Origin of the sequence: Pantoea sp. MBLJ3 (assembly GCF_000816655.1) — a bacterium.
In the GTDB taxonomy this organism is placed as follows: Bacteria; Pseudomonadota; Gammaproteobacteria; order Enterobacterales; family Enterobacteriaceae; genus Pantoea; species Pantoea eucalypti.
On the sequence record NZ_JSUT01000003.1, the window covers coordinates 180963 to 194893 of the forward strand.

A 13931-nucleotide genomic window follows, 5' to 3' on the forward strand; every position below is an offset into this window, starting at 1 on the left:
TTTCCCCGTTTTCACGCATCCCCGCTGTCATCAAGGAACTCCAATGAGGCAAGATAAGCCCGGCGTGTTATTGGTAAATTTAGGTACGCCAGACGCCCCAACCACACCTGCAGTTAAACGCTATCTGAAACAATTTTTAGGCGATCCGCGCGTGGTTGATGCGCCGCGCTGGCTCTGGTGGCCGGTTCTCAATGCTGTCATTCTGCCGTTTCGCTCGCCACGCGTCTCTAAACTCTACGCATCGGTCTGGATGGAAGGGGGATCACCGCTACTGGTTTACAGCATGCGTCAGCGCGATGCCCTGGCGGCCCGTGTTGATATGCCCGTCGAGCTGGGCATGAGCTATGGTAACCCGAGCCTGAAAAGTGCAGTCGATAAGCTGATGGCGCAGGGTGTGACCCGCCTGATTGTGCTGCCACTCTACCCGCAATTCTCCTGCTCCACTGTGGCCTCAGTGTGGGATGGTCTGACCGCCGTATTCAAAGATTACCGTTCGCTGCCTGACGTACAGTTTATTCGCGACTATGCCGAGCATCCGGCCTATATCGCCGCGCTGAAAGCGACGGTGGAGCGCTCATTTGAGCGGCACGGTCAGCCCGATCTGCTGGTGTTATCGTTCCACGGCATTCCGCAGCGTTTTGCCAACGAAGGCGATGACTACCCGCAGCGCTGTGCGGATACCACAGCGGCCCTGGTTAAAGCGCTGGGTCTGCGTGACGGTCAGTACATGATGACCTTCCAGTCACGTTTTGGTCGTGAACCCTGGCTGATGCCTTACACCGACAAAACCATGGAAAGCCTGCCCGCCAAAGGGATCAGGCATGTTCAGGTGATGAGTCCGGGCTTCTCCTCTGACTGTCTGGAGACGCTTGAGGAGATCAGTGGCGAAAACGGCGAGATCTTTATGCATGCCGGTGGTGAGAAGTTTGAGTATATCCCTGCGCTGAACGCCGATGAGGCGCATATCGACATGATGGCGCAACTGGTCGACGCACGCCGTTAAAGCGCAGGCGGAGAGTGTGATATCATTCTCCGCCTGTTTTTCCAGACGGCACCTCCCGATGAAATTTCCCGGCAAACGCAAATCCAAACACTACTTTCCCGTCAGCGCACGCGATCCCCTGTTACAACCCGCACAACACGACGTTGATGCCGGCAGCTGGGTGGTGGGTATCGACCAGACGCTGGTGGATATCGAAGCCAAAGTCGATGACGCTTTTCTTGAGCGCTACGGCCTGAGTGCCGGGCACTCGCTGGTCATCGATAATGCCGTCGCGGAAGCGCTCTATAACGAGCTGATGCGCGAAGCGCTGATCACCCATCAGTTTGCCGGTGGCACCATCGGTAACACGCTGCATAACTTCTCGGTACTGGCTGATGACCGCTCGGTGCTGCTGGGTGTTATGTGCAATAACATCCAGATTGGCGGCTACGCCTATCGTTATCTCTGTAACACGTCAAGCCGGGTCGATCTCAACTATCTGCAGGGTGTCGATGGCGCTATTGGCCGCTGCTTTACGCTGATTGGTGAACATGGCGAGCGAACGTTTGCTATCAGCCCAGGCCAGATGAACCAGTTACATCCGGATAACGTGCCGGAAGAGGTGATTGCCGGTGCCTCTGCCCTGGTACTGACCTCTTACCTGGTGCGCTGCGCCGAAGGTGAGCCGATGCCGCAGGCGACGTTACGGGCGATTGAGTATGCCAAACGTCACAACGTGCCGGTGGTGCTGACGCTGGGCACCAAACATGTGATTGGCGACAATCCTGAGTTCTGGCGGGACTTCCTGCGTGATCATGTCAGCATCGTGGCCATGAATGAAGAGGAAGCGCTGGCGCTGACCGGCGAAGCCGATCCACTGCTCGCTTCCAATATGGCGCTGGATTGGGTGGATCTGGTGCTCTGCACCGCCGGCCCGATTGGGCTTTACATGGCGGGCTACACCGAAGACGAGTTCAAACGTAAAACCAATCATCCGCTGTTGCCGGGTGCGATTGCTGAGTTCAACCAGTACGAGTTCAGCCGCGTAATGCGCCAGCAGGATTGCCAGCAGCCGCTGCGTGTTTTCTCGCACATCGCGCCTTACATGGGTGGACCGGAAAAGATCATGAACACCAACGGTGCCGGTGATGGGGCGCTGGCGGCGTTACTGCATGACATCACCGCCAATAACTATCACAGCCTGAATGTGCCGAACTCCAGCAAACATGCGCGTCCGTATCTGACCTATTCGTCGCTGGCGCAGGTGTGTAAGTATGCCAACCGTGTCAGCTATCAGGTGCTGAATCAGCATTCGCCGCGTTTAACCCGCGGCCTGCCGGAGCGGGAAGACAGTCTGGAAGAGTCTTACTGGGATCGGTAAAGCGGGTCGCCACAGGGCGGCAGACAGTTTGCAAACTTAAATGAGGGTGAATCTGACAGCAATGGATTAATTCAACGCGCAGGGAACAGGGTCAGAAGAGGAAAGCGTCCCGCGCCAGGACGGCGCGGGCCGAGCATGTCATGGATGACGGCTTTTGCGTCTTTCCGCTCTGAACCTGTTCCCTGTGCCGTCTCGGTATCACAGCTATACGGGCCAGACTTAATCAGCGCACTACGTCGCAGGGCTGTAAATCCTCGCCCTGCGTCATCTCATCCTGCAGGATTTGCAGCATACTGCTGGCAATCTCACGCTCACCCATCACCACGCGAGTGGCGCCACGTTCCATGATGTACTCCACTTCATCGTCATAGTGGGCGCGGGCGATAATCTCGATATTCTGATGCTTTTCACGCGCGGCGGTGACCACTTCTCCCGCCTCATATCCATTCGGGATGGTCAGCAACAGCCAGCGGGCGCAGTCGAGTCGGGCCAGTTCCATGGTGTCCGCGCGAGCCGCATTTCCCAGCACGGCTTTGATGCCTTGCTCGCGCAGTGCTTCAACACGCGTGCGGGAATTCTCAACCACCACCAGCGGAACATTGGCTTCAAGCAGCTTCTGGCCAATCAGGCTGCCAACACGACCATAACCCACAATCACGGCGTGATTGCAGAAATCGACCGGGATCTGCTTCTCTTCTTCAATTGCTTCTTCCAGCGTCTGCTCTTCCATTGTCTCCGTTTTCGCCAGGAAACGCTCAAGCAGGGTAAACAGAATCGGGTTCAGCATAATCGACAGGATGGCGGCGGCCAGCACCAGATTGCGGCCCTCATCATTCAGCAGCCCCAGCGAAATACCCAGGCCGGCCAGAATAAAGGCGAACTCACCAATCTGCGCCAGGCTGACCGAAATGGTCAGAGCCGTACGACGCGAATGGCCAAGCAGCGACACCAGCAGCCAGGCAGCGACTGACTTACCCACAACAATAATCACCAGCGCGCCCAGCACCGCCAGCGGCTGCGTGATCAGAATCGACGGGTCAAACAGCATGCCGACCGACACAAAGAACAGTACGGCAAACGCATCGCGCAACGGCAGGGTATCGCGCGCAGCGCGGTGGCTCAGTTCCGACTCGTTCAGCACCATACCGGCGAAGAAAGCGCCCAGCGCAAACGACACATCAAAGAATTCAACCGCACCAAAGGCGATGCCCAGTGCCAGTGCTAACACCGCCAGTGTAAACAGCTCGCGTGAGCCAGTGGCGGCGCTGCGGGCGAGAATCCAGGGCACAGCACGGCGTCCCACCACCATCATCAGCACCATAAAGGCGGCGACTTTGCCAATCGTCCACAGCAGGTCCCAGACCAGCAGTCCGGCGCTGGCGTTACCCTGTTCCATCATGCCGGCAATCGCAGGCAGCAGCACCAGCGTCAGTACCATCACCAGATCTTCAACGATCAACCAGCCAATCGCTATCTGTCCACGCTGGCTGTCGATCAGCTGTCGCTCCTCTAACGCGCGCAGTAACACCACGGTACTGGCGGTAGAGAGGCACAGACCAAACACCAGGCCCGTCATCCATGACCATCCCATCGTCCACGATAATCCCATTCCCAGTAACGTCGCGACCGCGATCTGTGCGATGGCACCGGGAATGGCGATCGACTTTACCGACATCAGATCTTTCATCGAGAAGTGCAGGCCGACACCAAACATCAGCAGGATAACGCCGAGTTCTGCCAGTTCAGGGGCCAGATTCGTATCTGCAACAAAGCCGGGAGTAAAGGGACCGGCCAGCACGCCAGCTATCAGGTAGCCGACCAGGGGAGAAATTCGCAGGCGATTTGCCAGCATCCCAAGGAGAAATGCCAGAACCAGTGCTCCGACAATGGTAGTGATCAGCGGTGTGGTGTGATGCATGCCTGTCTCCCTGTATACAAATGTGTCCGCTTGTAACAAATGAGTTTAAAACAAAATCTATTCTTTCGCTGAGCAATTTGCGGGAATACCTTAAAAAACCACGAAAAAAAGTCAAATGTACAGTTGAGTGGGTGTTTTTATTCATTATCCGCAATATTCACTGATTTGACGCTTCAGACCCGGGGATGAGAAATAAATATCAGATGCAGTAAATGATGCCGTTCTGGCGTGAAAAAGAGATAAATGTGTGTGCAGAGCAGTTAAATTCTGTCAGCGGCACTTTTTACAGCAGTCAGCAGGGAGGTCAGCAATAGCGTTTACTGCCTGTATCTGCACTCTCCACCAATAACCGGACAGGGTCACTGGTAAAGCGCGTTATCGCACTAACGCCGCTTTGCAGGGCTGTCCTGCTCATCAAAGGCGGATCAGAAATAAAAAGATCAGGGCGTGTCAGGCAGATGAATGTGCATTGGCCTTGAGTTCGCCGGGGGAATGTGCGACACAGTGGGGCAAAGCGGCAGAAAGTCGGGCCAGACGATAAATTAAGGAGAGTCACAGTGTTGTTATCTAAATGGACAGGGGTGGGCGTGGCACTGCTGGTGGCCGTGATGCCGCTGTTTTCACAGGCTGCCCAGGCCGATCGCACCTATCGTTTCAGTCTGCTGCACACCAACGATGAGCACGGTCACTTCTGGTTTAATGAACAGGGTGAGTATGGTCTGGCCGCGCAGAAAACCCTGATGGATACCATGCGCTACGATGTTCAGTCCCGCGGCGGTGGCGCATTGATCCTCTCTGCCGGTGATGTGAACACGGGCGTGCCGGAGTCCGATGAGCTGGACGCTGAACCCGATTTCCGCGCGATGAATCTCATTGGCTATGATGCGATGGCGCTGGGCAACCATGAATTCGACAAGCCGATCGCGGTCCTGCGTAAGCAGGAGAAGTGGGCGAGATTCCCGCTACTGGCCGCCAACGTGTATCAAAAAAGCACCGGTCAGCGCCTGTTCAAACCCTGGGCGGTATTCAACCGTCTCGGATTAAAGATCGCGGTGGTCGGGCTTATCACCCCGGACACGGCGAAACTGGCTAATCCGGCCGGACTGACAGATACCGAGTTCCGCGATCCGGTCGCTGAAACGGTGAAAGCGGTGGCTGAATTGCGCGCCACCGAGAAGCCGGACGTGATTGTCGCGCTGACCCATCTGGGCCACTATGACGACGGTAAACACGGCAGCAACGGCATAGGTGATGTCACGCTGGCGCGCAGCCTGCCTGCCGGAACGATCGACCTGATTGTCGGCGGTCATTCGCATGATGCGGTCTGCATGGAAAAAGAGAACGTCAGCGTAAAAAATTATCAGCCAGGCCAGCCGTGTGAGCCGGATAAGCAAAATGGTATCTGGATTATGCAGGCTGACAAGTGGGGCAAATATGTCGGCCGCGGCGACTTCACCTTCCGTAATGGTCAGGTGACGCTGGAGGCTTATCAGCTGGTGCCGGTTAACCTCAAACATAAGATAAAGAATGCAGATGGCAGCGAAACCTGGCTGACCTGGCAGGAAGAGATCCCGAAAAACACCGCCATGATGAAGTTGCTGATGCCGTTCCAGAAACGTGCAGAGGCGAAGTTAATCGTGAATGTTGGTAGCGCTGACGGCAATTTCAGTGGTGAAAAAGAGCAGGTTCGCTTTGAGCAGACGAATCTGGGCCAGCTGATTCTGCGCGCCCAGATGGCGTTCACCAAAGCCGATTTTGCGGTGATGAGCGGTGGCGGTATTCGTACCTCACTGAAAGCAGGCAAGCTGAACTGGCGTGACCTGTTGCAGGTTCAGCCATTTGGCAATCAGGTGGTTTCGGTCACCCTGACCGGTGCGGAGATCAAAAAATATCTGGATGTCGTTGCTAATATTCAGCCTGATTCAGGCGGCTACGCGCAGTTTGCCGGCATCAGCCTGACCACCGACGGTAAGCAGGTCAGCAACGTCAGCATTAACGGTAAACCGCTGCAGGACACGCAGATTTATCGCATGGCGACCAACAGCTTCAATGCAGCAGGTGGCGACGGTTACCCGCGTCTGGATAATCACCCCGGGTATGCCAACAGTGGAGCCGTTGATGCGCAGGTGCTGCGCGACTTCATTAAGGCGCATTCGCCAGTGAAAGCCAGCGACTATGAGCCGAAAGGGCAGATCGTGCATTTGACGGATGAGCAGATTAAGGCGCGGGATGAGGCGGCGGAAAAAGCGCGGAAGCGTAATTATCCCAAAATGATTCTGGCGTGGATCTGGCCGTGGGGGAACCAGACAGCCGCCACGCATTGAACTCACCGGGAGGCGCTTACGCCTCCCGTCTTCCTTACGCCCGGCAGGTGTGACGCTTGATCCAGCGCTCGCGCAGTTTGTCCCATACCCAGTTGTAGGCCATGGTGTAGGGCAGGAAGAAGAGGAAAAAGGCCACTTCGACCAGCAATGCCTGACCCAGAGAAATATCCAGCATCCAGGCGGCAATCGGCAGACCAATCAGGATAAATCCGCCTTCAAACCCCAGTGCATGTAACACACGCACGCCGGGTCCGCGTTTCTGGCCCGGCGCATAGAGCCTGTCAAATCCGCTGTTATAAATCATGTTCCATAGCATCGCGACCGTTGAGAGCATAATCGCCAGCGATCCCATCTGAAACAGCGGCTTATCCATCACCCATGCCGCCAGCGGCGAAACGGTCAGAATCGCCAGCGTTTCAAAGCAGACAGCATGAAGAATACGTTCTTTAATTGAGCGGGTACGCATTGTTAATTCTCCTTGAATAATGCGGCGCATTTTCACACGTCAGAATGCTAAGATAAAATGAACACCTATCGAAAAAAGCGATGGTTCAGATGCGTTACTCCCCGGAATCCCTTGAGGCTTTTATGCAGACCGTGGCGAGCGGTTCTTTCTCTGCGGCGGCGCGCGCGCTGGGTAAAAGTCAGTCCACCATCAGCGCAGCAGTGGCAAATTTAGAAGATGATCTCGGTTTCGTGCTGTTTGATCGCGCCGGTCGTCAACCCATCCTGACCGAGCAGGGACGCCGTGTTATTCCTCAGGTTCAGCAAATCCTCGCCGCCAGTGAGCGGCTGGATGCGCTGGCGATACGTCTGTCGCAGGGCGTTGAGCCCCGGCTGAGTTTTGCTATGTCCGATTTCTGGCAAACCGATCACCACGAGCATCTGCTCAGGCAATTTGATGCCCGTTATCCGGAGATTGAACTGGAGGTCATGATTGCCGAGGATGGCGATGTGCTGGATCTGCTGCAGGCCGGGCGGGTCCATCTGGGTGTGGTGCGGGCACAGCCTAATCTGCCGGTGGATATTGCGGTAGCACGACTGCAGGTTGAAGCGCAGATGGCCGTCTTTTTACATCGCGATCATCCGCTGGCGCAGCTTAGTACCGTAAGCGAAAGCGAGCTGGAAGGCGTTCGTCACCTGCGGCTAAACACCTGGGTTGAGGACTCTGAACCCGCGCCGATGGGACGAATCTGGTCGGCACCCACGTACTTACTGCTGTTAGAGATGGCGGAGCAGGGATTTGGCTGGACTGTTTTGCCGCGCTGGCTGGTGAAGCAGTTTGGACATGACGTCCTGAAAGAGCTGTCGATGCCGGGCTGGCCGCAGCATATCGCCATTGAGGTGGTGTGGTCGCGACGCACGCCACCTGGCCCGGCGGGCCGCTGGATGATCGATCAGCTTTGCGCCCAGCCACGGGTTTAATCGTGGCGGGCGATATCCGCAAACGGGGCGTCCAGCAGCCGCGAAAGATCCTGTGGTGCCAGTTCGATATCCAGTCCACGCTTACCGCCTGAAATAAACATGGCGTCAAATGCGCTGGCAGAATGGTCAATCACCGTAGGCAGCCGTTTTTTCTGCCCCAGTGGACTGATACCGCCCACCAGATAACCCGTGACCCGCTGCGCCAGCTGCGGGTCAGCCATATCCGCTTTCTTCGCGCCCAGCGCTTTTGCCACCTTCTTGAGATCCAGCTGTGTCGAAACTGGCGTAATCGCCACCGCCAGCTGTTTCGCCTCGCCATTCAGCGCCACCAGCAGTGTTTTATACACCTGCCGCGCATCCAGATTGAGTTTGCGCACGGCTTCATCACCAAAATGCGTTTCGTGACTGTCATGCTCATAGGGGTGCAGGATGAAGCTGACTTTTTGTTTTTCCAGCAATTTTACGGCGGGCGTCATACGGGCTCCTTACTAAGAAAAATCTTATTGCGCAGATCCATTGAAAAAGGTGGCGAAATTTTGTTCTTTGCGTAAAATTGGCCTCGCGCCCGCAATCTGATTGCTGGCGATAACCAAAATCATAAACAAATTCCTCTTTGACGGGCCGATAACATTATCGGCTCTCTTTTTTTCAGGGCTTCTTCAGCATCTCAGGCAGATTAGCTTCGCCGTACAGATGCAGCGCGCCGACCGCGACCACATAGTTTCCTGCCGCGAGCCCTCGCAGGCTGTGACACCATTGTGCATTGCGCTGACCGATCAACGTATCATTCAGCGCCTGACTAAACGTGGCGGGCAGGGTAATTTCCGGCTGGCGTGGCGGCGTATCGAGCCACCAGCTCACCATCATCTGCAGCAGTCGCGCATTGGTATGCCAGTGCAGCAGCGTATCCTGTAACAGCGCCATACCGTCATCCGGCAGTGCGGTCAGCAGGGCGATCTGTGCATCTGCGCCTTCCAGTTCAATCACCGGCTTGTTCAGATCTTTTGCTGCCTGCAGCAACTGATAATCGATGCCGTAGTCAGGTCGCAATCCCAGTCTTTGCGCCTGCTGTGCCTGTAACATCAGCGCCACCTGCCAGGCGGGCAGGTTATCCAGCAGGCTCAGGTTGAGACTCATCTCCTGACACAGTGCGGTGAGCGTTTGCATCGTACTGCTCTCCAGCCGTGTCGCGAGTGCTGGACGATCGCCCCGGTGATCAAAGGGTGATCCACCCTGCGTAATATCCGCTTCCACTATGAGCGCATCCGCCTGCTGCAACCGATGCAGCAGGCGCGGCGGCAACGGTTGCATGTCGCGCGTTCCCATATGGATGCTGCCCACCAGATGCAACTGACGATCGCCAAGCCGGACATCCATCGCAGGCCAGCGGTAACTGGCGGGAAAAAGTTGGCTGATAAAGCCGCGCAGTGAGCGCCAGATGTTGCCTGTCATTCCCAATCCTTGCGGTTCAAAACGCCATGCTAGCGACTTCAGAGAACGAAAAACAGCGCTGAAACGGCGATTACTGGCGCGGCGGCTGGTAACGCAGCAGGCGGTTTGCATTGCTGACCACCGTTATAGAGGAGAGCGCCATCGCTGCACCCGCCACAATCGGGCTAAGCAGAGTACCGGTCAGCGGATAGAGCACACCCGCAGCCACCGGAATACCGATGCTGTTATAGATAAATGCGCCAAACAGGTTCTGCCGGATATTGCGCAGTGTCGCAGAAGCGAGCGCTAACGCATCCGCCACGCTGTTCAGGTCGGCACGCATTAATGTAATGCCTGCCGTTTCCACGGCGACATCGCTGCCGCCGCCCATGGCAATGCCCACTTCGGCCTGCGCCAGCGCAGGCGCGTCATTGATACCATCACCGACCATCGCAACGCGGCGGCCCTGTTGCTGTAAGGCTTCAATGGCAGCCGCTTTGCCATCCGGCAACACGCCAGCAATGACTTCATCAATACCGGCTTCGGCTGCAATGGCGCGCGCGGTATTTTCATGGTCACCGGTCAGCATAATCAGGCGATAACCCTGCTGATGCAGCCGCTTCAGGGCGGCGCCACTTTCTGGCCGAAGCTGATCGCGGAGCGCAATCAGACCGGTTAGCTGGCCCTGTTCCGCCAGTAACACCGGCGTTGCCCCCTGTTGTGTCAGGCGCGCAATTTCTGCTTCTGCCACCTGATAATCAATGCCGCTGTCGTGTAACAGTGCAGCATTACCCAGCAGCAGCGTTCTGCCATCCAGATTACCGCTGACCCCTTTACCGCGTATTGTACGAAATTGCGCTAACTGAGGCGGTTGCGTCAGTTTCGCTTCAGCGACAATCGCTTTCGCCAGCGGATGACCCGAGGAAAACTCCAGCGCGGCCGCAGTCGCTAACACGGATTCACGGCTGGCATCACCCCAGACCAGCACCTCGCTGACCTGCGGCTTACCGGCGGTGAGAGTACCGGTTTTATCAAACACCAGCGTGTCGATTTGGCTGGCGCGCTGCAGGGCATCGGCGTCGCGGACCAGCACGCCCAGTTCAGCGGCACGTCCAACACCGGCAATAATTGACATCGGTGTCGCCAGTCCCAGCGCACAGGGGCAGGCAATAATCAGGACGGTAGTCGCGATTACCAGCATGTAAGCGATGTGTGGCTGTGGCCCGAACAGATACCACACTGCGCCGCTGAGCAGTGCAATCAGCACCACGACCGGAACAAAAACAGCAGAGATACGATCGGCCAGACGTCCCACATCCGGTTTGCTGCTCTGTGCCTGACGTACCAGCCGGATAATGCGCGACAGGGTGGTGTGATTCCCGGTGGCCCGGGCGGTAAATTCAACCGAGCCGTCCTGCACCAGCGTGCCGGCGAAGATCGCCGCACCCGGATTTTTGCTTTGCGGCACCGCTTCGCCGGTAAGCATCGCTTCATCAAACCAGGCTTCACCCGTGACGATTTCACCATCGACCGGAACCCGATCGCCGGTGACCAGGCGCAGCGTCATGCCAGGCTGGACGTCGCTTACCGGGATCAGCCGGTCACCCTGTTGATCGACCAGCCGCGCCTGGGCCGGCGTCAGATCAAGCAGGCGTTCCAGCGCCTTAGACGATCGCTGACGCGCCCGCTGCTCCAGCGCATGCCCCAGATTGATCAGTCCCAGAATCATGACGCTGGCTTCAAAATAGAGATGGCGTGCCTGCGGCGGGAAAAAGTCGGGCCACAGCACCACGCTAAAGGAGTAGACCCAGGCGGCGCCTGTGCCGAGTGCCACCAGCGTATCCATGGTGGCGCTGCCATTGCGTAAACTGCGCCAGGCACTGCGATAAAAGTGGCTGCCGGTCACGACCATGATCAGCAGGGTTACGACGCCCAGCGCCAGCCAGGTGGTGTGGTTGCTGTCGGTGAGCATCATGTTGTTGCCCACCATGCCCCAGATCATCAGTGGCACGCCAAACGCCAGGGCGACAGCAGCCTGCCAGCTGAAACGCCGCATGGCACGGCGAGCGCTGTGCTGCTGTTTTTCACGTCGCTCCTGCTCGTCATCAACGACCTGTGCGCCATAACCTGCGGCATCGACGGCAGCCACAAGCTGGTGCGGGTCAGCATTACCCAGCACCAGCGCGCTGCGTTCACCGAGATTGACCCGTGCCTGGCTGACACCGGTAACCTGCTGCAGCGCTTTTTCAACACGACTGACGCAACTGGCACAGGTCATGCCTTCAATCAGCAGCATATGGGCAGGCAACGCTTTTTCTGCCGGATGAGAAGCGGTCTCCGTTGTCAGCGCCTCCGGCGGCGGCTCCGATGCTGTCAACGGTTCAGACTTTGGGGAGGCGTCTGCTGTTTTCAGCGTGGCGTGATAACCCGCCTGTTCCACAGTAGCAATCAGCGCGGCCGCATCCGCCTGACCAGAAACCTGCGCTTCCTGTTGAGTGACCTCAGCCAAATCAACATCGTCGCGTTGTTCCAGTGCCTCTTTGACGCGTTTGACACAGTGACCGCAGGATAAGCCGTCGAGTGCCAGGGAAATAGTGTGTGACATAATCAACTCCTTCTGTAATCCCATTTGACGAATTGGTCAGTTCCGATTCATGCTTAAGCATAAACCTTCCATCAAGGGGAAGGTCAAGGGGACGCAAATGAACATCAGCGATGTGGCGAAAAAGACCGGGCTGACCAGCAAGGCGATTCGCTTTTACGAAGAGAAAGGCGTGGTGACACCGCCGTTGCGCAGTGAAAATGGTTACCGCACGTATAGCGGTCATCACATTGACGAGCTAAACCTGTTACGTCAGGCGCGTCAGGTGGGGTTCACGCTGGATGAGTGTCGTGAGCTGGTGGCGTTTTTCAATAATCCCTCGCGCCACAGTGCTGATGTCAAAGCCCGCACGCTGCAGAAAGCTGATGAAATCGCGGCGCACATTGAAGAACTCCACACCATGCGCGCACGCCTGCTGGCGCTGGCGGACGCCTGTCCCGGCGATGACAGTGCCGAGTGTCCCATCATCAATAATCTGGCCGGATGCTGCGGTCAGCGTGGCTGAATACGCAGTGTGATGCCCTCAACACCCACCACGACCACCGCTGTGCCCGCAGGCAGATCCCGATCTGCCTCAACACGCCAGCTGCTGTCCCCGATGCGCACATGGCCGGTGCGGTTGTGCAGGGCGGTATCCAGTGTAAGCTGCAACCCGATCATCTGGCTGCCGCGCTGGTTCAGAGCGTTGGGTTTTTGATGCGCCTCGCGGTGGCGCATCCAGCGATACCACAAAAAAACACACACCAGCGTCATCGCGGCAAACAGGGAGCCCTGTGCCGTCCAGCTCACTGGCATAAACCATTCAATGAGGCCGACAATAACCGCCGCCAGACCGCTCCACAGCAGATAACCGCTGGTGCCCAGCATCTCAGCCGCCAGCAGTAATCCACCCAGCGTCAGCCAGAACCAGTGCGGGTGCGCGATAATGTCGGCCAGCATCAGCGTTTCGACTCAGTGCGTGAGTCCTTCAGCAGTTCACCGATGCCTGCAATTGAACCCAGCAGACTGCTTGCCTCCAGCGGCATCATGACGACTTTGCTGTTATTCCCCTCACCGATTTTTTGCAGCGCATCGGTGTATTTTTGTGCCACGAAGTAGTTGATCGCCTGAATATCGCCTGCTGCGATCGCTTCAGAGACCATTTTCGTGGCGTTAGCTTCTGCCTCAGCCTGACGCTCACGCGCCTCTGCCTGAAGGAATGCCGACGTACGTTCACCTTCGGCTTTAAGGATTTGCGACTGCTTTTCCCCTTCAGCGCGCAGGATTGCCGCCTGCCGTACGCCTTCGGCTGTGAGAATGTCGGCGCGTTTGGTTCGCTCCGCTTTCATCTGCGCATTCATCGCGCCAATCAGTTCCTGCGGCGGACGCACGTCACGAATCTCGATACGGGTGATCTTAACGCCCCACGGATTCGTCGCTTCATCCACGATGTGCAGCAGGCGGGTGTTGATGCTGTCGCGCTGTGACAGCATTTCGTCCAGCTCCATACTGCCAAGAACAGTACGCATGTTGGTCATGGTGAGGTTCAGGATAGCCTGCTCAAGATTGCTGACTTCATAGGCGGCACGCGCAGGGTCAACGACCTGAATAAAGCAGACGGCGTCGATGGTGACGTTGGCGTTGTCTTTAGAAATGATCTCCTGCGAGGGAATATCCAGTACCTGTTCCATCATGTTGATCTTACGACCGACACGATCCATGAACGGCACTACCAGACTTAATCCTGGCTGCAGGGTGCGGGTATAACGGCCAAAGCGCTCGACCGTCCATTGAAAACCTTGTGGCACGATTTTAACGGTCGCCCAGACCGCTACCAGTGCCAGAATAATCAGGGCAGGAATAACAGTAATCATACAACCTCCGCATTG

Annotated in this window: 12 protein-coding genes; 5 read left to right on the top strand and 7 right to left on the bottom strand. The window is 56.8% G+C overall.

The window, feature by feature from the left end:
- Positions 1-43: 43 nt before the first annotated feature.
- Positions 44-1003 (top strand): ferrochelatase, encoded by a 960-nt coding sequence (hemH, locus tag NP77_RS03915; protein WP_003850410.1) that lies wholly within the window; start codon positions 44-46, stop codon positions 1001-1003.
- Positions 1004-1061: 58 nt separating this feature from the next.
- Positions 1062-2363 (top strand): inosine/guanosine kinase, encoded by a 1302-nt coding sequence (locus NP77_RS03920; RefSeq protein ID WP_003850408.1) that lies wholly within the window; start codon positions 1062-1064, stop codon positions 2361-2363.
- A 223-nt stretch (positions 2364-2586) separates the two neighbouring features.
- On the opposite strand, the gene ybaL is transcribed toward NP77_RS03920, so the two are convergent.
- Positions 2587-4281: a YbaL family putative K(+) efflux transporter gene (gene ybaL, locus NP77_RS03925; RefSeq protein ID WP_039659097.1), complete on the bottom strand. Its 1695-nt coding sequence runs from the start codon at positions 4279-4281 to the stop codon at positions 2587-2589.
- A 557-nt stretch (positions 4282-4838) separates the two neighbouring features.
- Between ybaL and ushA the strand changes: the two genes are divergently transcribed.
- Positions 4839-6605 (top strand): bifunctional UDP-sugar hydrolase/5'-nucleotidase UshA, encoded by a 1767-nt coding sequence (gene ushA, locus NP77_RS03930; RefSeq protein ID WP_039659098.1) that lies wholly within the window; start codon positions 4839-4841, stop codon positions 6603-6605.
- 34 nt (positions 6606-6639) lie between these two features.
- On the opposite strand, the gene NP77_RS03935 is transcribed toward ushA, so the two are convergent.
- On the bottom strand, positions 6640-7071 hold the full coding sequence (locus NP77_RS03935; RefSeq protein ID WP_039659099.1) for a multidrug/biocide efflux PACE transporter: 432 nt from the start codon (positions 7069-7071) through the stop codon (positions 6640-6642).
- Between the two features lie 89 nt (positions 7072-7160).
- On the opposite strand from NP77_RS03935, the gene NP77_RS03940 reads away from it, so the two are divergent.
- A complete protein-coding gene (locus NP77_RS03940) occupies positions 7161-8030 on the top strand; it encodes a LysR family transcriptional regulator (protein ID WP_039659289.1) in 870 nt (289 codons plus the stop codon).
- On the opposite strand, the gene ybaK is transcribed toward NP77_RS03940, so the two are convergent.
- The 3 genes from ybaK to copA form a co-directional block, all read right to left on the bottom strand.
- Positions 8027-8506 carry a Cys-tRNA(Pro)/Cys-tRNA(Cys) deacylase YbaK gene (gene ybaK / locus NP77_RS03945; protein WP_039659101.1) on the bottom strand — a complete coding sequence of 160 codons (480 nt, stop codon included), beginning with the start codon at positions 8504-8506 and terminating at the stop codon, positions 8027-8029. The genes NP77_RS03940 and ybaK overlap by 4 nt on opposite strands.
- 172 nt (positions 8507-8678) lie before the next feature.
- Positions 8679-9482, bottom strand: coding sequence for a TraB/GumN family protein (locus NP77_RS03950; RefSeq protein ID WP_039659103.1), 804 nt, complete (start codon positions 9480-9482; stop codon positions 8679-8681).
- A gap of 70 nt (positions 9483-9552) precedes the next feature.
- Positions 9553-12066, bottom strand: a complete 2514-nt coding sequence (gene copA, locus NP77_RS03955; protein ID WP_039659105.1) for a copper-exporting P-type ATPase CopA — start codon at positions 12064-12066, stop codon at positions 9553-9555.
- Positions 12067-12163: 97 nt separating this feature from the next.
- Here copA and cueR point away from each other — a divergent pair, with 97 nt between their 5' ends.
- Positions 12164-12568: a Cu(I)-responsive transcriptional regulator gene (cueR, locus tag NP77_RS03960; protein ID WP_003849426.1), complete on the top strand. Its 405-nt coding sequence runs from the start codon at positions 12164-12166 to the stop codon at positions 12566-12568.
- On the opposite strand, the gene NP77_RS03965 is transcribed toward cueR, so the two are convergent.
- The gene (locus tag NP77_RS03965; protein WP_003849428.1) at positions 12556-13002 is read right to left on the bottom strand and encodes an NfeD family protein; all 447 of its coding nucleotides are present in this window, start codon (positions 13000-13002) and stop codon (positions 12556-12558) included. The two genes, cueR and NP77_RS03965, sit on opposite strands and share 13 nt — an antisense overlap.
- Entirely contained in the window at positions 13002-13916 is a 915-nt protein-coding gene (locus NP77_RS03970; protein WP_003849430.1) for an SPFH domain-containing protein, read from the bottom strand. Before NP77_RS03970 ends, NP77_RS03965 begins: the two co-directional genes overlap by 1 nt.
- Positions 13917-13931 lie beyond the last annotated feature (15 nt).